Below are 20912 nucleotides of genomic sequence, written 5' to 3'. Positions count from 1 at the left end.
AAACATTGCAATTTATCTAAAAAAATCTGTTTTAAGAAAAGTAAATCTACTCAATATGTTACATAATTGTAAGGTGTGGAAACAAAAACAGCCGTAGATTATATAAATCTACGGCTGTAAAATATTGTTTTTATAGGTTACAAAGTTTCGTCTAACCATTTGAAAAATTCACCTTGCCAAACCTGAGCATTTTGTGGTTTTAAAACCCAGTGATTTTCGTCTGGGAAATACACAAATCTACTTTTGATTCCTCTTAATTGAGCTGCTTGGAAAGCTTCTTGTCCTTGTCCGATTGGCACACGGAAATCTTTTCCTCCTTGGAAAATCAAAATTGGCTTATTCCAGTTCTGAACCAAAGTTGCAGGGTTGAAAGTAGTATATGCTTTTTGCGCTACCGCATTATCTTTTTCCCAGTAAGGTCCGCCAAAATCCCAGTTGTTAAAGAACACCTCTTCAGTAGTTCCTAACATAGAAACGGTATTGAAAACTCCATCATGAGCGATAAAAGTTTTGAAACGGTTTTTGTGAATTCCAGCTAAATAAAATACAGAATATCCACCGTAACTAGCACCAACGCAACCTAAACGGCTTTTGTCAACATAACTTTCTTTTGCAACATCATCAATTGCAGAAAGGTAATCGTCCATAACTTGTCCGCCCCAATCTTTACTGATTTGCTCATTCCACTCAACTCCATGTCCTGGCATTCCGCGACGGTTTGGAGCCACAACTACATAACCTTTTGCAGCCATCAAAGAGAAATTCCAACGGAAAGAATATGATTGCGTCAATGCACTTTGAGGTCCACCTTGGCAGAATAATAAAGTTGGATATTTTTTAGAAGCATCAAAATTTGGAGGAAGAATTACCCAAACCAACATTTTTTTACCGTCAGTTGTTGTAACGTAACGTTTTTCAGTTTTACTTAAAGCTAAAGTTTTATAAGTATCTGTATTTACATTTGATAATTGTTTCCAAGTATTTTTCTTCAAATTGAAAGAATAAATTTCACCAGCATGATTCATGTCTGTTCTTGTAACAATAATATCATCTCCAGAGAAACCAATTAAATCATTTACATCAAAATCTCCATTTGTCAATTGACGAACATTGATGGCGATTTTAGTTAAACCAGGAAAATTAACAGAGAAAAGTTGTTTTGTTCCGTCAATTGGAGCCACAAAAAATACAGTCCTTCCGTCTTTACTCCAGATAAAATTATCTACAGTTCCGTCCCAGTTTGCCGTTAAGTTTTGTTTCATTCCTTTAAACTCAACAATAATATCATTTTTGTCCGACTCGTAACCGTCACGTTTCATTTGTAGCCAAGTTAAATTTCCTGTCGGAGAAAATTGTGGCGCTGTATCGTAACCTAAATTACCTTCGGTTTTATTAGTAGTTTTTTGAGTTTCTAAATTGTACTCATAAATATCTGTGTTGGTAGAAATTGCATAAGCAGTTCCTGCTTTTTTCTTGCAAACGTAAAAAATGCTTTTGCTGTCTGGCGACCAGATATAATCTTCGTCACCTCCAAAAGGTTTTTGTGGAGAATCGAAAGTTTCTCCTTTCAATATGTCGATTCCTTTTGCTCCGTCTTTGTTTTCTTTATAAAAAACGTGATTAAATTTTCCTTCGTTCCAAGTGTCCCAATGACGGTAATCTAATCCATCATAAATTTGAGCATCAGATTTTGTTAGGCTTGGGTAAAAATCTTTACCTAAAACACTTTCCAGTTTTACTTCGTCATTGTAAACGATAAATTTTCCGTCAGGCGAAATGTTTTTATCAGCCAAAATGTCTTTTGTATCTTTAATTTCGGTTGCAGTTCCTCCAGTTACAGGAATCGTGTAGATTTTAGAAGTCGACTTGTTATCGGCCACAGAAGGCGTTGAAACTTTAAAAACGACATTTTTCGCATCTTTAGAAATGCCAAGAGGTGTCACTCTTCCTAATTTCCATAACAATTCCGGAGACATAACATTCTGTCCGATAGCATTTAAACTCATCATTATTAAGGTTGTTAATACTAGTTTTTTCATAATCAAATTATTCTATTTTTTGTGGTGCTAAAAATACAACATTTAAATTCCAAGTTGTTAAATTCCAAATCCCAAATTTTGTTAAAGTTTAGGTTAAAAAGGCTCCGACTCCGCTCAACTTGATAAAGATTTTAAATGAACTTTAATTACTTATATGGTTCAAAAAAATCATTATTTTTATAAAAACTCTAAAAGATGGAACTAAGCTATTGGGAACTTAAAAACTGGTTTACGAATGTAGATTATACCATTGTGGGCAGCGGAATTGTTGGCCTGCATACTGCATTACGCTTACGCGAAAGATTTCCTGATGCAAAAATTCTGGTTCTCGAGCGTGGAATGCTTCCGCAAGGAGCCAGTACAAAAAATGCTGGTTTTGCCTGTTTCGGGAGTCTGTCTGAAATTATGGATGACTTAAAAACACATTCAGAAGAAGATGTTGTGTCACTTATCGAAAAACGTTGGAAAGGATTGCAATTACTTCGAAAAAGATTAGGGGATACGGCAATTGATTTTAAACCGCATGGCGGATATGAATTGTTTTTAAAAGAAGATGAATTTGGATTTAATGAATGTATTTCTAAAATGCCGTTTATCAATGAAGTTTTGAAACCGCTTTTCAAAGCCGATGTTTTTTCTAAAGAAGTAGACCGATTTGGATTTCAAAATATTCAGGATTATTTAATTTTTAATCCGTTTGAAGCACAGATTGATACTGGAAATATGATGCAGGAATTGTTGAAACAAGCAATTTTGGCAGATATTTTAATCTTAAATCAGCAAACTGTAACGTCATATCTAGATGCTGGAAATCATGTTGAAGTAGTTTTAAGCGATTTTAGTTTTAAAACCCAAAAATTACTTTTCGCGACTAATGGCTTTGCGGGTTCTTTGACAAATGGGGCAGTGAAACCTGCTAGAGCTCAGGTTTTAATTACAGAACCAATTCACAATTTAGATATTAAAGGAACGTTTCATTTAGACCGCGGTTACTATTATTTCAGAAACATTGGCGATCGAATTTTATTAGGGGGAGGGAGAAATCTTGATTTTGAAGGAGAAACAACAACCGAATTTGGGCAGACGAAAATTATTCAAAATAGATTGGAAGATTTACTGAAAAATGTAATTTTACCAAATCAGGATTTTCAAATTGCGCACCGATGGAGCGGCATTATGGGAATCGGAAATAGTAAGAATCCTGTCGTAACTCAGCTTTCTGAAAATGTGTTCTGTGGAGTGCGTTTAGGCGGAATGGGAGTGGCGATAGGCAGTTTAATAGGAACAGAATTAGCAGATTTAATATAATGGCAACTACCAAAAAAACAGCACCAAAATCAACTACAAACAAACCAAAACCGAAGACTTCGTCTTCAAAAAAATCGAATCGTTCTTTTGGAGAAAAAATAAAATGGTTTTTTATTAAAGCCGCTTTGTGGTTTTTCGGAATTTCTATCGGGTCGGTTATCTTTTTTAAATATGTTCCTGTGCCATTTACACCTTTAATGCTTATTCGCGCCATCGAAAATAAAATGGCAGGAAAAGAAGTTTATTTTGATCACGATTGGGAACCGATTGATAAAATTTCAATGAATTTACAAAAAGCCGTTATTGCAAGCGAAGACGGAACTTTCCTGACGCATAATGGTTTCGATTTTAAAGCACTTCAGAAAGCATATAAAAGTAACGAACGCGGACGTAGAATTCGTGGCGGAAGTACAATCTCGCAGCAAACAGCCAAAAATGTCTTTTTGTGGCAGGGAAAAAGCTATTTCCGTAAAGGACTTGAAGCGTATTTTACCGTTTTAATTGAAATTATCTGGGGGAAAGAACGTATCATGGAAGTTTACTTAAACAGTATCGAAATGGGAGATGGAGTTTACGGTGCTTATGCCGCAACCGAACATTGGTATCGTCGAGATGCTTCAAGTTTAACTCCAATGCAAGCGGCGGGAATTGCGGCAATATTACCAAATCCGAGAAAATTTAAAGCGACAGGCTCTTCAAGTTATATTAATAGAAGAAAAGAACGAATTGTACGCGAAATGCGTTACGTTGGAAAAATCAATTATGATGGAAAAGAAGAAAAGAAAAAGTAAAAAACTGCTTTTTGCTTTTCTGATTTTGACTGTAACGTTAACTTTTGGACAAGGAAAAACAACAGAAATTGGTTTTATATCTGATAACGATTTATACACATCGTCTAAATATGATATGTATTACACCAATGGTTTGGAACTTTTTTACAGGTTTTTATCAAAAAACGATAATCCAAAAATCAATAAAAAAATTACAGAGTTTCGTATTGGGCAATATATTTACAATCCTCGATTTTTAAACAAAGAAGCAGTTACAGTAAATGACCGTCCTTTTACAGCTTATCTTTTTGCAGAAGCGGGAAAAAGTTTTTTTTATCAAAGCGAATCGGTTTTAAAAACTGATTTTCAATTGGGTTTTATGGGGCCAAATGCTTTGGGAGAAGAAACTCAGGTTGGTTTTCATGAAATTATAGGCTATAAGAAAGTTTACGGTTGGGAAAACCAGTTGCATAATGCTTTCGGTGTTCAGGCGCATGCTATCTACTCTAAAAAAATGTTTCCTTCAAAACATAATGATTTTGTAGATCTTTATTGGCAGTCAGAAGGAAATCTTGGAACTATTTTTTCTGGAGTTTCAACAGGATTTATGGCAAGATTTGGATTTAAAAAACTCCTTCCAATTTACGATTCTAATATGTTTAATGCTTCTGTAAGTGCACAAGCTCAACCAGACATTAGAGAATTTTATTTCTACGCGGCTCCAAGTGTCAACTATCAGTTTTACGATGCCACAATTGAAGGAAGCATGTTTAACGATACAAGTCCGATTACTTTCGATTTGGAACCACTTCGTTTCAACGCAGAAGCGGGTTTAAAATACCGACATAACAACTTCAACATATCTTATTCTTTCCTTTACCGCGGAAGAGAATTGAAAGATCCAGGAATTGATACTAATTCTGGATATTTTTATGGGTCGATAAGAATGGGGTTTTTGTTGAGATAGGCTAGCTATATATCCTATAGTGCCTCTAATCCTCTAGTGCTGTATAATGCGTTGCACTATCTTGATGCTTATAGGCTTTCAGCCTATACTAAAAAAAGCTCTGAAAGAGCGCAACCACTAGCATAGCGCAACGCGCTATGCTATGAATATGAATATGAATATAAATGTGAATGTGAATGAACGCAGTTAACCCAGCCCTGAAAGGGCGAAAGCCTAATCCCAAAGATAACGTTCGTCATATTCAACATTATATTTGTTTAGAAAAGCTAAAAGTTCTTTTTTGAATGTCTTTTTTCTATGATGTTCTTCTTGGTTTTTAATGTACTTTATAACGATATCCAATTGAGAAGGATTAACAGAAAAAATGCCATACCCGTCCTGCCAGTAAAAATTTGCATAACGCGAATCTACTGTTTTTACCCATTTTGATGATTGTTTTTTTACTTCTTCAACCAATTTCATTTGTGTAATTTTTTTAGATAATAAGCATAGAATATGAACATGGTCATTATATCCTCCTACTTGAATGGGATTGCATTCTAGCCCTTTGCAAATTCCTCCGAGGTAAGCCCATAATTTTTCTTTTATATCGTCGTCAATAAACGGATAACGTTTTTTTGTGCTAAACACTAGATGCACATATACTTTGTATAATGATTGAGGCATATTTTTCTCTTTTGTAGTTGTGTTTGATGAATTTTTAGTCCGACGAGTTATACTAGATCATAATGATTTCAAATGCAAATATTGAATGCATAAACACAGAATTCGCACCCCAAAAGTTTTATTTATGGCATAATAAGGCATAATATAAATAAACAAAAAAGCCACTTCTGTTTTCCAGAAATGGCTTTTTCGTTATAATAAATTGAAAGACTTATTTCTCTTTCATTAATTTCTCCAAATATTCAACTTTGTCTTTTTCAGCCTGAACTAAACGCTCATAAAGTTCAACTACTTTATCAAGAGGATTGAAATTGCAAATTGCCCCACTAGCAAAATTTCCAAAGTTTCCATGACTATCTGTAAATGTATTAAAATAATTAAACACATTTTCTTCCGAAAAACTCTTTATAGCTTCTGGAGTTACACCGAGAGCTTTTGCTATTTCGGCAAGTTTTGCGTCATCGATTGTTTCACTATTTTCTATAGCAGAAATAGCTTGTTGGTTTGTTCCTAAAGCTTGTGCCAAAGCTTCTTGCTTCATATCACGAAGTTCACGAATGCGGCTTATTTTTCGCCCTATATGATTTGGTTTTGTTGCTGTGCTCATAACATCAAAGGTATTTAAAAATCATTTACAAAATTGTTTTTGAGTAAAAAACAGATTCGTTTCTGTAAAATACGTTAAGGTAAAAGGATTAAATAATAGTTTAGATCCGACAATTATCCCGAATGATCAACATACAAATACCAAACGCCATTTATCTTTCGCATTATTCCCGAAAAGTTGCCAGAACTATTTTTGCCATTTGGAGCTTCTACGCTAAATTTTGCGCTCACAAAAGCATCTTTTTTCGAAAGTGGTTCAACAACAAAATCGGTCATAATCAATTTTCCCATTCTTTCTTTTGGCCAATATTTTTTAAAGAAATCTGCAATATTGTTTTTTCCATATACCACACCACCGCTGTAAATCATACGAACCGAATCTACGGGAGCATAAAAATCAAGGTAACCTTCAAGATCGCCATTGTTCCAACTAGTTTGCTGTGCCTTTAAACGTTCGAGCACTTGTTGTGAAATTTTGTCTTGACAAATGCCTTTAAAAGAAAGCATAAGTAAGAATGCAAGAAGAAGAAATTTGAAGTGACGCATATAGGTAGTTTTTAAGTGAGTATAAAATTAGTTGTTTTTTATTCCAGTGATATTTCCAGTCTTTTTATCGAAAGTAATGGTTTTGTTTGGTCCGCCATAAAAAAGAGTCAAAGTCAGTGTACTATCGGTTTCATTTCTAAAAAATATATCTTTTGCTGTGCTGATTTTGATATTCAGATTGTCGTCCATTATTTGATAGTCGGTACATTTAAAAATCCTTTTTTCTAATATTCCTTTCTTTTCAATTATTTCCAGCCATGGATGCCCCATCGCACTGTAACCCACAATTTGTGCTCTGTAATTTTTATTCAAATCTTTATTTAGGTACAAACCTAAAGATGTACTTGAAAGCAATAAGGCGAAAAAAGGCATCATCATGGCCATAATGCTAATTGCAAATGTTATTGTTATTGCTGCCAAAAGAAGTTTTGCCAAGAGTTTTTTCCAAAAAACAATAATTATTACAAAATTGCTTATCAGCCAGAGCCAAGATAAAACTACATCGCTATAATAACCACGAAGACTAATTTCTTTAAAGTAATATAAAAGGCAGTCCAGCACAAAAAGTGCACAGATAATGAAATAGATAAGTAAAAGTATTTTTTTGTTCGGACTCATAGTTTTCTTAAGATAAAGTTTAAAGCAACTATTGTAACGATAGATAAAATCAAAATAGGAAAAAACGAAAATGTAATTGTATACATTATTTCTTCTTTAAAAAGATATGTACTCCATGCAGATTCGCGATCTACAAAAATGATATAATTACAGAAAAACCATATTAAGATTAACAATAGTAATTGAAATATAACTTTTAGATAGCTGTTTTTAATTAAAGAAAAAGGCAAAAAAACGATTGATAAGAAAACGGTAGAAAACAAAGTCATTAAATAAGCATCGTCAAAAAAAGAACAATCTAAACAGGCACTTGATGGTTTGTTAGAAAAACTGCCCATTGCCCAATAGATCTCAACTAAAGTAAAGACGAAAAGTATAATTGCAATTATAAGAGGTTTCTTTATGAACGAGAATATTTTATGTTTTACGGTTTGATTCATTTTGAAAGACTTGCAATTATTATCAGTATTCTTTTTAGAATATTTTAAGGTCTACAAAAATAAGAAACAATTTTAAAGAAATATCTTTCAAAAGATTTAGTTGTGTCAGAATAAGATTTATTAAAAAATAAAACACTTAACTGTTTGATAACATGAAAGATATTTTTAATTATTTACTTTTAATTAAAATTTTAATTATGGATATCAATTGGAACATAATAGCAGTTGTAGTAATATTGGTAATTATTCTTGTTGTACTAACAATCAGAAAAAATCAGCGAGAAAAAAAGAAATTGGAAAAATTGCTAAACAACGATTTTAAAAAAGCTGAGAAAGCAGATGTTGACGCAGATGATGCGGCAAATGAGAAATAAGTAAAAATTGAAAGTAGGAGTATATAAATAAGATAATTGTCTAATCGATATAATAGATAAATAGTATATTAGTGCTCTAAATAATCGATCAATATGACGAAAAAACTACTTAAATTACTACTAGCTTTTACCATTTTATTTCAATTTACGGTGATTAGCTGTTCTTCTGATGAACCGCCTGTAGAACCTGAAGTTGTAATTCCTGTAGATCCAAAACCTGTAGATCCTGTAAAACCTAAACCGGTTCTTCCTAAGTCAGAAATGATGAAACCTGCTATTGTAAATATTAGTTCATCTAAAACTTCAAAAAGCAGTGAAACAAGAAAACGACTAGTCAGATCTACTAAGTTTGCTCAAAATTATATGGGCAAAATTTATCAATATAATCTTGACAGAGATGCTGCAACATATAAAGATTTGCCTTCAGAAAATTTATATGACACTGTAGAAACGGCTTTAAACAAAAAGACAGAAAGAGATTATGAACTTGTCTATAAGTACAATAATTTAGGACAGCTTACTAGAATTGAAGCAGATAAAGTATATACAAATAATGGACTTACTAATACACCTGAAATTTTTAGTTTTACCTATAATGAGAATGGTTCGTTAAATGAAATGATCTCGTCTTACGCATTCGGAAGTAGTTACACTTATAATGATAGAGGCTTGATTGAGAAACGAATTGAAAAAGACGGTTTTGTAAGTTATAAGTATTTCTATGATGAAAAAGATAGGATTAGTGATGTCTTTTTTTACATTCATGATGTTTTACAAATGAATTATAAATATACTTATCCGAACGATACAAGTTATATTAAAAGCTGGTATAGTGTTAATGCGGATCAAATTGGGACTTTGACAAGTTATGTAGTCTATACCTTTGATAATACTAAAGCAGGAGTTTATAATAAAGAGCCATATTATAGATTGGATAATCAATATCTGCATGTAACAAAAATCTCTTCAAATGTTTTATCTAATGGAGTATGGCAGGTGCAATTTGAAGCAGTTCCGAAATATTTTTATGATGAAGAAGGTTATTTAATAAAGTACGATGCTGCTGGATTTAATTACACAACCGATATTACTGTTTTTGAATATGAGTAGGAGTAGTTGTTAATCATATAAGAAATATAAAACCCTTGTAAAACTAGATTTACAAGGGTTTTATGTTTATGGTGGAGAATACCGGATTCGAACCGGTCGCCTCTACGCTGCCAGCGTAGCGCTCTAGCCAAATGAGCTAATCCCCCAAATGCGTTAACAAATAAAGTCAATTAATTCTCAAAAAACAAATTTCCAGAAGTTTCGTATCAATTATTTTCAAAAGCGTAACTTTACCTTTAAATGTAATTTTTATGAGTTCAGAAAGTATAAAAGGCAGTTTAGAAACTTCTTTTCAGGATACAATTGCAACTATTGAGTTTGGGCATCCAGCTAGTAATTCTTTCCCGCGTCAGTTATTAGATCGTCTCACGGCAGAAATTAATTTGCTAAGCAGAGATGAAAATGTTTCAGTTATTATTCTGAAAAGTGAAGGGGTGAGAGCTTTTTGTTCTGGCGCTTCTTTTGATGAACTTTTGCAAGTTGAAAATGAAGAACAGGGTACAGAGTTCTTTTCGGGATTTGCTCATTTGCTTAACGCGATGCGTAATTGTAATAAATTAATTATTGGACGTGTCCAGGGAAAAGCAGTTGGTGGTGGCGTTGGTATTATTGCGGCTTGTGATTATGTTTTTGCTACGCCTGAAAGTGATGTGAAATTATCAGAATTAGCAATTGGAATAGGACCTTTTGTTATCGAACCAGCTGTTTCCAGAAAAGTAGGTAAAACTGCGATGACAGAAATGACATTGGCAGCAAATGAATGGAAATCGGCAGAATGGGCAAGTCAAAAAGGACTTTTCTCTGTGGTTTGCGAATCTTTTAGTCTGGATCTTAAAATTGATGATTTTGCAAAAAGATTAAGTTCGTATAACCCAGAAGCATTATTGCAAATGAAAAAAATTATTTGGGAAGGAACAGAACAATGGGAATCACTTTTATTTGAACGTGCTGCCATTACGGGTAAATTGGTTTTGTCTGATTTTACTAAAAATGCTTTGCTGCAGTTTAAAAAATAGGTATGATATAAGTCATTGATTTTAGAAAAATAGGAGCATAGCTTTGAAAAATATTTTAAAATCAAATTTCCACTATATAAATTATTGAACATGACTATTATTTCGTTAATGCAAAAAGTTGACATTGCAGAGAAAATTAAAGATGCTCCAGACAGCGGTTATCAAATTGGCGTTGTCATTGGATCTTTCATTCCGTTTCTAGTTTTGGGCGGAATTGCTTTGTGGATGTATACTCGTGCTAAAAAAAGAGCTAAAAACGGCAATTAATTCGTAAATTTGCAAGCTTAAAATTAAAAATCGATGAGTAATATCAGAATTACAAAACAATTTAGTTTCGAAACCGGTCACGCTTTGTACGGTTACGACGGAAAATGCAAGAACGTTCACGGACACAGTTATAAATTATCGGTAACGGTTATTGGTTCGCCAATTACAGACCGATCGAATGTAAAGTTCGGAATGGTGATTGACTTTTCTGATCTAAAGAAAATTGTAAAAGAAGAAATCGTCGATCAGTTTGATCATGCAACTGTTTTCAATCAGACTACACCGCATATCGAATTGGCCAATGAATTGAAAAACCGTGGACATCATGTGATTTTGGTAGATTATCAGCCAACAAGCGAAAATATGGTGGTTGATTTTGCAGAGAGAATCGTTGCAAGGCTTCCAGAAGGAATTTCTCTTTTCTCATTAAAACTTCAGGAAACAGAATCGTCTTTTGCAGAATGGTACGCATCGGATAATATCTAAAAGTCCAATTTTTTTTAAATTCCAAACTCTTCGACTTCGTTCAGAGGGACAAAAGTCTAAAATTCTAAGAAGTCTAGTAATCTACAACTCTAAATGAAAAAAATATATTTTGCTTCAGATCAGCATTTTGGTGCGCCAACTCCAGAATTGAGTTTACCGCGTGAAAAGAAATTCGTGGCTTGGCTTGATGAGGTTAAGGAAGATGCAGAAGCAATTTTTTTATTGGGAGATTTATTTGATTTTTGGTTTGAATATAAAACGGTGGTTCCGAAAGGTTTTGTTCGAATTTTAGGCAAACTGGCTGAAATTCGCGACAGCGGAATTCCAATCTACTTTTTTGTTGGAAATCATGATTTGTGGATGAATGATTATTTTGAAACCGAATTGAATATTCCGGTTTATCACGATAACAAAGAGTTTACATTTAACGGAAAAACGTTCCTGATTGGTCACGGAGACGGAAAAGGTCCTGGTGATAAAGGCTACAAACGAATGAAAAAGGTATTTACAAATCCGTTTTCAAAATGGCTTTTCCGCTGGCTTCATCCAGATGTTGGCGTAAGTTTGGCTCAATATTTATCAGTAAAAAACAAACTGATTTCGGGCGACGAAGATGTAAAGTTTTTGGGTGAAGAAAACGAATGGCTGGTTTTATATGCCAAACGAAAACTAGAAACCAAACATTATAATTATTTCATCTTCGGGCACCGCCATTTACCAATGATTATTCCGGTTGGAGAAAACTCCGAATATGTCAATCTTGGCGATTGGATCGGCTATTTTACTTACGGTGTTTTTGACGGTGAAAAATTCGAGCTTAAAAAATTCGAAAAGTAGTTTAGTCGAAAGTTAAAAGTCAAAAGTTGAAAAGGACAAATCTTATTGTTGAACTTAATTCAAAGTCCTTTGTCAAAAAAAATAAAACAAAATTTTTATTTTGCGCTTGTTGGGTAAATGCCAATTTTATGCGTTCGCAAAATATATTCTGAAAGCTGTTTACTGTTTGAAAGCTGAAACTTAATTGCTCCAGATGCTTTTTTCGGCATGTGGCATTCTACACAATTGCTCGCCAATAACTTCTCTGGCATTGTTTTTAAAGTGGTTTCTTTGTGCTTTAAACCTTGATGGCAACTCATACAGATTTTAGAATATGAAGCCATGTTTTTGGAAGCATTTTCATGCGGATTGTGGCAGGTGATACAATCCATTTTGTCGCTTTTGATAAAACATTTGCTTTGTGCCATTAATCTATACTGATTGCCATGAACATCAAAATTTGTTGTATCATTAATACTTTTAGTCTCACGAAAGAATTCTGATAAATTATCTCCAGGTTTAAATTCAAAACGCGATTTTAGTTTCATTCCATCATTTCCTGCGTGACATAATGCACACGCATCTAGCTTTTGCTGTCTGTTTAAGGTTTTGAAACTTGTAATGTTATTGGCAACTTTTACGTTTGGATTTTTTAGATGAAATTCAACATGCTTTTTCGCAGGACCGTGGCAGCGTTCACAGTCAATTCCGTAAACAATTGTTTCTTTTTTAATGATATCTTCAACATCCATAGACATCATATTTCTTTGTTCAGAATTTTGATTTACGCTTCGGCTGCTGGCATTTGAGGCGTGGCACGAATAGCAATCTTTAACTACCATTCGATCAAAATAAGGCTTGTCGGCAGGAAAACCTGGACTTGTTGCCCAATTGTTTATAGAGTGATAAAAAGAAACTGGCAATTCGTATGTATTGTTGTCTTTCCAGTAAACTGAAGTTTGAGCGTGTTTGGTTCCAAAAACAATTTCAAATTTGTATTTGGCTGTTTCTTTACCGTTTTTATAAACAACTTGATACAAACTGTCTCCACGTTTTTCCATGACCAGTTTGGTGTCTTTATCATAAATGAAAGTATGATTTTTAGAATCGAAATCGCCTGAAACATTTCCTAAAATTGCTGGAGAGGTCGCTTTAAAATGCGAACTTTTGAATGCCATGTCTGATTGTACTTTATGGCATTGTATACAACTTTCTGAACCTGCGTAATCAGTTCCACGCGGATCAATGTATTCCTCTGATTTATTATTGCAGCTGGCAAAAAGAAGTGCCAGAACGGTTATGGTAAGTAGAAATGCAGCTTTTTTCATTGCTGTAAATATACTTTTTTTTGAATTGAATCAAAATATATTTCAATAATGAAAAAATGCTGTTAAAATATTTAGAATGCTTCTTAATTCATGCCAACTCCATAAACATATTCATCCAGTTCAATTTTAAATAAAGAACCTTCAACCAAATCTTTAATAGATTTTAATTCGGTCATGTTTACAGCCAGATCTATAGAATTGCAAGGTGTTTTCAATAAAAACTTATGGCAGGAGTATTTCATTTCGCAAGCTTCGCAACAAGCATTTTCTATCATGCTGTCTTCAATTAAATCACAAAATTGATTTAATTCCTGAACCGTAAAATAAAAGCCAGTTTCTTTAAAAACCAATTGCACTTTGTCGGAAATCGTAGTATTGTGATCTTTCCAGTAAAAAGCTATTCCAAAGTTGTTATGATATATCTGCTCAATTTCTCTCATCGTAAATCCTTTTATTTCAACAAATATAAATATTATTTATATTAATTCTAAATAAAAAAATCATAAAAGTTTGAAAAAAATATTTTTTGAGCAAGCATTAGTTCATACCCGAACCATAGATATATTCATTGAGATTAAGTCGGAATAATGAACCATCAACCAAGTCTTTTATAGAATCTAATTCCATTGGTGATATTTCTAAATCTATAGCAACGTATGGTGTTTTCAATAAAAATTTATCGAAGGCGCGTTTTACGCCACGTGTATCGTAGTTATTATGATCTGTTACACAGTCTTCAATTAAATCGTGAAATTCATTTAATTCCTCAACTGAAAAGTAAAATCCCATTTGTTTAAAAAGCAACTGGATTTTATCTGATATAATTTCGTTGCCTTCTTTCCAATAAAATGAAATTCCAAAATCGTTTCGGTATATTTGCTCGATGTCTTTCATGGCAATTTTTTTAGGCCACAAAGATACGCACTCTTTATATTAATACTTGACTAAGAAAAGCATAAAAAAAAGCTAAAAACTAATATTACTGTTTGATTTTTAGTTATTTATAAAGTGTTTGTGATTTTGCTTTTTTATGAAATTCTATCTCATAACAAGATTATTTGAGCCAATTTTTTAGCTTAGAAAGAAATGTTGCTTGTTGGTCGACAAATAAATAATGAGAGCAATTGTCAAGAAAAGCGAAATGTTTTTCTCCAGTTATTGCCTTTAGAGAATTGATTTGATCTGATGAAAAAATTCCATCATCTTTTCCGTAAATTCCATAAATAGGAACTCCAGCGGTTTTGATTTTCTTTAAAAAAGGCCTACTATCAATGTTGTTTTGTTTTTCGTTTTGATAGAAGAGAAGCGGAGCATTTTTATTTCGAATATTAGTTTTATAAAATTCACCAGCTTCATAATCGGCATATAATTTTTTAGATGCTGCTGTTGGATTTGGCATTTTAAAAAAGCCGTTTTCACTAGCCAGCTCATAACATCCTTTTCTGTATTCAGCTGAATTTTTATTTAGATTCTCAACAATGCTGATTTTTTTTAATTGTTCAGAATCGTTGCTGTACTTTTTCTTCAGCGTATTTAAAATGTGATCGTAAGTTTCCTGTTGAGAAAATAAAGCGCCAGCCAAAACCAATGCACTTACATTTTGCGGATATTTATGGGTATAAAGTGTCGCCACTAAACCGCCAAAACTATGACCTAAAATAACAGCTTTCTTTAAGTGATATTTTGCATAAATTGAATTCAGATCCTGAAAAGCTTCTTCATAAGTAAATTTTGCATTAGGATCTGCCGATCTTCCTTCGCCTCTTCGGTCGTAAGCGATAACATAAAAGCCTTGATCGGCTAGTTTTTGAGCTGTTGTTCCTTCAAATAATGTTGAATTGCCACTTGGTCCTCCGTGAATGAAAATTATGGGCTTGTTCTTTTCATTTCCGTAAGTTTTGATATAGAGATTTTGCCCTTTTGCAAAAAAGGAAAATATTAGAAATAAAGAAAGAAAAAATGACTTCATCTATTCTAATTTATGATGATCGTCCATATCTTTTTTCAAATCTAAATTTCTAAAAGTTGGCGATTTCAATGCAGTGAAAACTACAGTTAAGAGCGTAACACTTCCTCCAAAAACAACAGAAGTCACTGCCCCCATCAATTTGGCAGTGGCACCGCTTTCAAAAGCACCTAATTCATTAGAAGATCCAACAAAAATTGAATTTACAGCACCAACTCGTCCACGCATATGATCAGGAGTTTTAAGCTGTAAAATTGTCTGGCGGATAACTACTGAAATTCCATCAGCTAAACCGCTTAAGAATAAAGCGAAAACAGAAAGCCAGAAATAAGTAGAAAGTCCAAATAAGATAATCGATAATCCGAAAACAAAGATGGCGATTAAAAGTTTTTTTCCTGCATTTTTATATAGAGGCACATAAGCCGAAACAATCATTGTAATAAAAGCGCCTACAGCAGGAGCGGCTCTTAAAATTCCGAAACCTTCAGAACCTACTTTCAAGATGTCTTGAGCAAAAACGGGTAATAATGCAACCGCACCTCCAAAAAGTACTGCAATCATATCAAGTGATAAAGCACCTAAAACAATTTTGTTTTTAAATACAAAAGTTAAACCTTCTGTGAGACTATCTTTTATTGATTCTCCAATCTTCGGATTGATGATTGGTTTTGCACTGATTTGTGATAATGCGATTAAAGAAAGGATTGAGAATCCGAAAACCAAACACATTGACCAGTGAACTCCAATCCAATTGATTGAAAATCCTGCTAATGCTGGTCCCATAACGGCTCCAATCTGCCAAACCGAACTACTCCAAGTTGCGGCATTTGGGTATACTTTTTTAGGAATAATTAAGGATAAAAGCGAGAAAATAGTTGGTCCCATAAAAGCACGAACCAATCCTCCGAAAAATACTAAAGCGTAAATTGAATACAAGATTACATTTGAAGACCAACCGCCAACAACTTTTGGCCAAGTCAACAAAAATAATCCAAAACTGATTACTGAAAATCCTAAAATACATTTTACCAATAATCCTTTCTTTTCTCTTTGATCTACAATATGTCCAGCAAATAAAGCCATTCCGACAGCTGGGATAACTTCCATTAAACCAATAATTCCTAACGAAAGCGGATTTTTAGTTAAACTATAAACTTCCCATTCGATAACAATAAACTGCATTGACCAGGCAAAAACCATCGCAAAACGCAATAATAAAAATACGTTGAATTCTCTATAACGAAGCGCCTGATACGGATCAGGTTTATTGGATTTAATCTCTTCCATCTGTTCTAATGTCTTTCAGCATAAGCTGAGTTGAAATTGTACCGTTCCATTCATTTTCGGCAATTGTATAAGCCAGCTGAAACGGATTTTGATTTTTTGCTATGTTTAATTTTTTTCCGAGTCCAAAGCCAATTGCTGCAATTCCGTCGGAGTTATATTGTTTGACAAAAAGTCTTAAATGCTCTTCTTCTGCACCAAGAGTTTTGGCATAACCAGTGTCTTTTAAATCTCTGGTCATAAAAACAGGTGTCATATTTTGTGGGCCAAAAGGTTCAAATTGTTTTAAGATTCGAATTAGTTTTGGTGTAATGTCTGAGAAATTAATTTCGGCATCAACTTCGATTTCTGGAGTTCGCATTTCTGGAAGAATGGTCGTTTCGACTTGTTTTTCGAAAGCATCTTTAAAAAGCTGATAATTTTCGGCTTTTAAAGTCATTCCCGCTGCATACATGTGTCCACCAAATTGTTCCAAATGTTCTGAACATGCATCGAGTGCATTGTAAACATCAAAACCTTTTACAGATCGGGCAGAAGCGGCATATTTATCGCCACTTTTTGTGAAAACCAAAGTTGGACGATAATAGGTTTCTATTAATCTCGAAGCGACGATTCCGATTACGCCTTTGTGCCAGTCTTCTTGAAAAACGACGGTAGAAAAACGCTCTTCTTCGTTGTTTTGTAAAATTTGCTGAAAAGCTTCTTTGGTAATTTTTTTGTCTAAATCTTTTCGGTCGGCGTTATATTGTTCAATTTCTGAAGCGAATTGCTGTGCTTGTTCAAAATTAAACTCAGTCAATAATTCTACGGCATGATTTCCGTGTTTGATTCTTCCGGCGGCATTAATTCGAGGAGAAATAATAAATACAACATCGGTAATATCTAAAACTTTCTTTTTTACCTGATGAACCAATGCTTTAATTCCTGGTCGTGGTTCGCTGTTAATGACTTTCAGACCAAAGTAAGCCAATACACGATTTTCGCCTGTTATCGGAACAATATCTGCGGCAATTGCTGTAGCGACCAAATCTAGATACGGAACTAAATCTTCAATAGTTTCATTTCGATTCTGACCTAAAGCCTGAATCAATTTAAAACCAACTCCGCAGCCACACAGTTCATCGTAAGGATAAGAGCAGTCTTCTCTTTTTGGATCTAAAACAGCAACAGCATCTGGAAGAAATTCTCCAGGACGGTGGTGATCACAAACAATAAAGTCGATGTTTCTCGCTTTCGCGTAAGCGATATGATCAATCGATTTGATACCGCAGTCGAGAGCAATAATTAACGAAATTCCGTTATCGTCTGCATAATCGATTCCTTTATATGAAATTCCGTAACCTTCGTCGTAACGATCTGGAATATAAGTGGCAATATGTGGATAATGTGATTTTAAATAAGAAGAAACTAAAGAAACCGCCGTTGTCCCGTCTACGTCATAATCGCCGAAAACCAAAATGTTTTCTTGATTTTCAATAGCCAATTCAATTCTAGTAACGGCCTTGTCCATATCTTTCATCAAATACGGATCGTGCAAATGTTCTAAAGATGGGCGAAAGAAATTCTTGGCATCTTCAAAAGTTTCAATACCACGCTGAATCAAAAGCGTTGCAACAAAATCTTCTACATTTAAGGCTTGCGCCAAATGTTTGACTTTTTCTTCAGAAGGTTTTGGTTTTAAGGTCCAACGCATGGGTTGATTTTAGATTTTAGATTTTAGACTTCAGATTTGTGAAATCGTTTAATCTGATTGTAATTTTTTTTGCCACAGATTAAAAGGATTATAATGATTTTTTAATCTGTGTTAATCATTTTAATCTGTGGCAAAATATCTTGTATTTAGAAGGGCTTCGACTTCGCTCAGCCTGACAATGCTATTTTGCTTCTAAAGCATTACCTTCAAACTGAATTCCGTCCCAACCTAAGTTGATGAAATTTCTAATGTTTTGGTGATTTGTTCCGTTTGGATCTCCTAAAACTTCTTCAAAATAAAAAGCGCCAAAACAAGCTAAAGTTTCTTCTTTGCTTAAATTTTGCAGTTTTGCGAAAGAAAACAATTTACAAGAACCTGAATTTTCGCCTGCAGCGTTATGTTGTGTTCCGTTTTGAAAAGCAGTTGGAGTAAAGTTGTAATTTTCTTCAATTACTGCAATAGTTTCTGGAAATGTGATTTGTGTTGGAGTTTGTTTTACTTTTTCTAAAAAGGCTTGAATGCTCATGATTATGATTTGATTTTTTTTGCCACAGATTAAAAGGATTAAAAAGGATTTTTAAAATAATCTGTGAGAATCATTTTAATCTGTGGCTGAAATAATTATTTATTCTTCATCATCCTTAGAAAACTTACTTTTCTTAGGTTCTTTGGTTATTGTTTTTCCAGCAACGACAACTACGATTTCGCCACGCGGTGCTGTTTTTTCGAAATGTGCTAAAATTTCTTTTGCCGTTCCGCGTACATTTTCTTCATGTAATTTTGATAATTCTCTCGAAACGCAAACTTGTCTATCCTCTCCAAAATATTGCACGAATTCTGCTAAAGTCTTAACGAGTTTATGCGGAGAAACGTATAAAATCATTGTTCGGGTTTCTTCGGCTAAAGCCAAAAATCGAGTTTGACGTCCTTTTTTATCAGGCAAGAAACCTTCAAAAACAAATTTGTCATTTGGAAGTCCGCTGTTTACCAATGCCGGAACAAAAGCAGTTGCACCTGGAAGACATTCTACTTCGATTTTATTTTCTACACAAGCGCGAGTTAATAAAAATCCTGGATCTGAAATTGCGGGAGTTCCGGCATCTGAAATCAAAGCGATAGTTTCGCCGGCTTTCAAACGTGCAATTAAATTTTCGGTGGTTTTGTGCTCGTTATGCATATGATGGCTGTGCATGTGCGTGCCAATCTCAAAATGCTTTAGGAGTTTTCCGCTTGTGCGTGTGTCTTCCGCCAAAATCAAATCGACTTCTTTCAAAACCCGAATGGCTCTAAAAGTCATGTCTTCAAGATTGCCAATTGGCGTTGGAACGATATATAATTTTGACATAATTGTTTATTCGTGAAATGTAAAATGTGAGATATGAAAAGTCTTTAAGAGAATTTTTTCTCGATAATTCCCATAAAGCGTTCCGCGTAATCGTCTTTTCCTTCCCAATTATTATAGTCTGGTTTTACCATGTCTTCGATAAAATCTTTTGCCTCGCTATAAGAATCAAAAGTCATTAATTGGTTTAAAACACGGCTGTAATCTTCTGTGCTGTTTCCGAAAAGATTTTTAGTGAAAGCAATTCTATCGTTTAAATCGATATGAAAACCTCTTGCCAGTTTTTCATTTAAACTTACAGCCTTTGGCTGAACAGGAGTATCAAGAATAGCTGTTTCTACTTTTTTCTCTTCCTTTTTTTCTTCTTTGAAATCGTTAATAGAAGGAGCTTTAACTGGAGGAACAGCTTCAAAACTTTCTACTTTTACAAATTGTGCATCGGCATAATTTATTCCAAAATCTTCAAATAAAATTGTTGGTTGTGTAGAACTCGCAGCTTTTGGCTCTTCTTTAATTTCTTCCTTGATTTCTTCTTTTATTGGTTCTGTTTCTAATTCGAAAGCAGGTTTGAAATCTGGAATTGGTTTTGATTCATTAACAGTTGTAAAAGAAAGTTCTTCAACAGGGTTTTGAACTTGTTCTTCCTTCTCAGATTCAATTATTTTCTCAGCAATTGGTTCTACAGTTTCTTCAATAATTGGTTCTTCAACTTCAGCAATGATTGGTTCAACAGTTTCTTCGATTACTGTTTCTTCAGATTCAGTAATTGGTTCAGCAGTTTCAACAACTTCTGCTGGTTTTTCTTCTTCAATTTCAGGTTCGTAAGACTCTTCAAGTGCAATAACTTTTTCTTCAGCTGGAGCTTCAAGTTCAATTATAGCTGGAATTGCCTCTTCTTTTTCAAAAATTGTTTCCAATTCAGAAACAATATCATTTTGCCCAATTGTTGGTTTTACTGCGTCGAAATTCTCTTCGACAAATTTTAATACCGCTAATTTCTCATATAATTTCTGAGTTTCAAGATACAATTGATTGATATCGGATTTGTTTTTAAGTTTTAAAATTCGATGTGCAATGCTGATTAAATCAGCTTCCAATTTTTTTTTCATAACTGTTGAAATTATAGTGAATAAGGTATTTTTGTGTATTTAATGTCTGAATGTCTCTATTCTCAAGGAAATTCAAAAGATAATTTTTAATTTCTGTTAATACGCTTTCGCGAATCTAAGGTTTGGTAAAAATTTTCTACTTTTGAAAAAATGTAAAACAG

General features: G+C 33.7%; 23 protein-coding genes and 1 tRNA gene. 9 read left to right on the top strand and 15 right to left on the bottom strand.

Annotated elements, in window-relative coordinates:
• Positions 1–137 precede the first annotated feature (137 nt).
• Positions 138–2039 (bottom strand): S9 family peptidase, encoded by a 1902-nt coding sequence (locus OZP10_RS07270; RefSeq protein ID WP_281634089.1) that lies wholly within the window; start codon positions 2037–2039, stop codon positions 138–140.
• A gap of 195 nt (positions 2040–2234) precedes the next feature.
• On the opposite strand from OZP10_RS07270, the gene OZP10_RS07265 reads away from it, so the two are divergent.
• Genes OZP10_RS07265 through OZP10_RS07255 form a run of 3 tightly spaced genes read left to right on the top strand, consistent with a single transcriptional unit; the run spans position 2235 to position 5084 of the window.
• Positions 2235–3347, top strand: a complete 1113-nt coding sequence (locus tag OZP10_RS07265; RefSeq protein WP_281634088.1) for an NAD(P)/FAD-dependent oxidoreductase — start codon at positions 2235–2237, stop codon at positions 3345–3347.
• Entirely contained in the window at positions 3347–4138 is a 792-nt protein-coding gene (mtgA, locus tag OZP10_RS07260; RefSeq protein WP_281634087.1) for a monofunctional biosynthetic peptidoglycan transglycosylase, read from the top strand. Before OZP10_RS07265 ends, mtgA begins: the two co-directional genes overlap by 1 nt.
• Positions 4113–5084 (top strand): lipid A deacylase LpxR family protein, encoded by a 972-nt coding sequence (locus tag OZP10_RS07255; protein ID WP_281634086.1) that lies wholly within the window; start codon positions 4113–4115, stop codon positions 5082–5084. Before mtgA ends, OZP10_RS07255 begins: the two co-directional genes overlap by 26 nt.
• A 213-nt stretch (positions 5085–5297) precedes the next feature.
• Here the strand turns inward: OZP10_RS07255 and tnpA are convergent, their stop codons facing one another.
• From tnpA to OZP10_RS07235, 4 genes are all read right to left on the bottom strand, one after another.
• On the bottom strand, positions 5298–5750 hold the full coding sequence (gene tnpA / locus OZP10_RS07250; RefSeq protein ID WP_281634085.1) for an IS200/IS605 family transposase: 453 nt from the start codon (positions 5748–5750) through the stop codon (positions 5298–5300).
• Positions 5751–5961: 211 nt separating this feature from the next.
• On the bottom strand, positions 5962–6357 hold the full coding sequence (locus OZP10_RS07245; RefSeq protein ID WP_281634084.1) for a helix-turn-helix domain-containing protein: 396 nt from the start codon (positions 6355–6357) through the stop codon (positions 5962–5964).
• A gap of 113 nt (positions 6358–6470) precedes the next feature.
• A complete protein-coding gene (locus tag OZP10_RS07240; protein ID WP_281634083.1) occupies positions 6471–6902 on the bottom strand; it encodes a YybH family protein in 432 nt (143 codons plus the stop codon).
• Positions 6903–6929: 27 nt separating this feature from the next.
• Entirely contained in the window at positions 6930–7520 is a 591-nt protein-coding gene (locus tag OZP10_RS07235; RefSeq protein ID WP_281634082.1) for a hypothetical protein, read from the bottom strand.
• A gap of 592 nt (positions 7521–8112) precedes the next feature.
• Here OZP10_RS07235 and OZP10_RS07230 point away from each other — a divergent pair.
• Complete coding sequence (locus OZP10_RS07230) at positions 8113–8334, top strand: hypothetical protein (protein WP_281634081.1); 222 nt, start codon at positions 8113–8115, stop codon at positions 8332–8334.
• A 93-nt stretch (positions 8335–8427) separates the two neighbouring features.
• Positions 8428–9444 carry a hypothetical protein gene (locus tag OZP10_RS07225; RefSeq protein ID WP_281634080.1) on the top strand — a complete coding sequence of 339 codons (1017 nt, stop codon included), beginning with the start codon at positions 8428–8430 and terminating at the stop codon, positions 9442–9444.
• A 69-nt stretch (positions 9445–9513) separates the two neighbouring features.
• Here the strand turns inward: OZP10_RS07225 and OZP10_RS07220 are convergent.
• A tRNA-Ala gene (locus OZP10_RS07220) sits at positions 9514–9590 on the bottom strand.
• Positions 9591–9695: 105 nt separating this feature from the next.
• On the opposite strand from OZP10_RS07220, the gene OZP10_RS07215 reads away from it, so the two are divergent.
• The 4 genes from OZP10_RS07215 to OZP10_RS07200 all read left to right on the top strand — a co-directional run bounded on the left by OZP10_RS07215 (position 9696) and on the right by OZP10_RS07200 (position 12050).
• Positions 9696–10460 (top strand): enoyl-CoA hydratase/isomerase family protein, encoded by a 765-nt coding sequence (locus OZP10_RS07215; protein WP_281634079.1) that lies wholly within the window; start codon positions 9696–9698, stop codon positions 10458–10460.
• A gap of 90 nt (positions 10461–10550) precedes the next feature.
• Positions 10551–10727 (top strand): hypothetical protein, encoded by a 177-nt coding sequence (locus OZP10_RS07210; RefSeq protein WP_008465178.1) that lies wholly within the window; start codon positions 10551–10553, stop codon positions 10725–10727.
• 33 nt (positions 10728–10760) lie between these two features.
• Positions 10761–11213, top strand: a complete 453-nt coding sequence (locus OZP10_RS07205; RefSeq protein WP_281634078.1) for a 6-pyruvoyl trahydropterin synthase family protein — start codon at positions 10761–10763, stop codon at positions 11211–11213.
• Positions 11214–11306: 93 nt separating this feature from the next.
• A complete protein-coding gene (locus tag OZP10_RS07200) occupies positions 11307–12050 on the top strand; it encodes a UDP-2,3-diacylglucosamine diphosphatase (RefSeq protein ID WP_095928326.1) in 744 nt (247 codons plus the stop codon).
• A gap of 95 nt (positions 12051–12145) precedes the next feature.
• Here OZP10_RS07200 and OZP10_RS07195 read toward each other — a convergent pair whose 3' ends face one another.
• From OZP10_RS07195 to OZP10_RS07155, 9 genes are all read right to left on the bottom strand, one after another.
• On the bottom strand, positions 12146–13357 hold the full coding sequence (locus OZP10_RS07195) for a cytochrome c3 family protein (protein ID WP_281634077.1): 1212 nt from the start codon (positions 13355–13357) through the stop codon (positions 12146–12148).
• A gap of 83 nt (positions 13358–13440) precedes the next feature.
• Positions 13441–13797 carry a hypothetical protein gene (locus OZP10_RS07190; protein ID WP_281634076.1) on the bottom strand — a complete coding sequence of 119 codons (357 nt, stop codon included), beginning with the start codon at positions 13795–13797 and terminating at the stop codon, positions 13441–13443.
• A 97-nt stretch (positions 13798–13894) separates the two neighbouring features.
• Positions 13895–14251, bottom strand: coding sequence for a hypothetical protein (locus OZP10_RS07185; protein WP_281634075.1), 357 nt, complete (start codon positions 14249–14251; stop codon positions 13895–13897).
• Positions 14252–14411: 160 nt separating this feature from the next.
• Positions 14412–15326, bottom strand: a complete 915-nt coding sequence (locus OZP10_RS07180; protein WP_281634074.1) for an alpha/beta fold hydrolase — start codon at positions 15324–15326, stop codon at positions 14412–14414.
• Complete coding sequence (locus tag OZP10_RS07175) at positions 15327–16610, bottom strand: MFS transporter (protein WP_281634073.1); 1284 nt, start codon at positions 16608–16610, stop codon at positions 15327–15329.
• Entirely contained in the window at positions 16597–18300 is a 1704-nt protein-coding gene (recJ, locus tag OZP10_RS07170; protein WP_281634072.1) for a single-stranded-DNA-specific exonuclease RecJ, read from the bottom strand. The genes OZP10_RS07175 and recJ overlap by 14 nt, the downstream gene beginning before the upstream one ends.
• A 181-nt stretch (positions 18301–18481) precedes the next feature.
• Positions 18482–18826 carry a HopJ type III effector protein gene (locus OZP10_RS07165; protein ID WP_008465164.1) on the bottom strand — a complete coding sequence of 115 codons (345 nt, stop codon included), beginning with the start codon at positions 18824–18826 and terminating at the stop codon, positions 18482–18484.
• Between the two features lie 99 nt (positions 18827–18925).
• Positions 18926–19645 carry a 16S rRNA (cytidine(1402)-2'-O)-methyltransferase gene (gene rsmI, locus OZP10_RS07160; RefSeq protein ID WP_281634071.1) on the bottom strand — a complete coding sequence of 240 codons (720 nt, stop codon included), beginning with the start codon at positions 19643–19645 and terminating at the stop codon, positions 18926–18928.
• A 44-nt stretch (positions 19646–19689) separates the two neighbouring features.
• Positions 19690–20751: a DUF8457 domain-containing protein gene (locus OZP10_RS07155; protein WP_281634070.1), complete on the bottom strand. Its 1062-nt coding sequence runs from the start codon at positions 20749–20751 to the stop codon at positions 19690–19692.
• Positions 20752–20912 lie beyond the last annotated feature (161 nt).

The sequence above is a fragment of the Flavobacterium luteolum genome (assembly GCF_027111275.1).
Taxonomy (GTDB): Bacteria; Bacteroidota; Bacteroidia; order Flavobacteriales; family Flavobacteriaceae; genus Flavobacterium; species Flavobacterium luteolum.
Note: the sequence above shows the minus strand (reverse complement) of the source record. Positions and strands in the feature narration are given on the sequence as shown.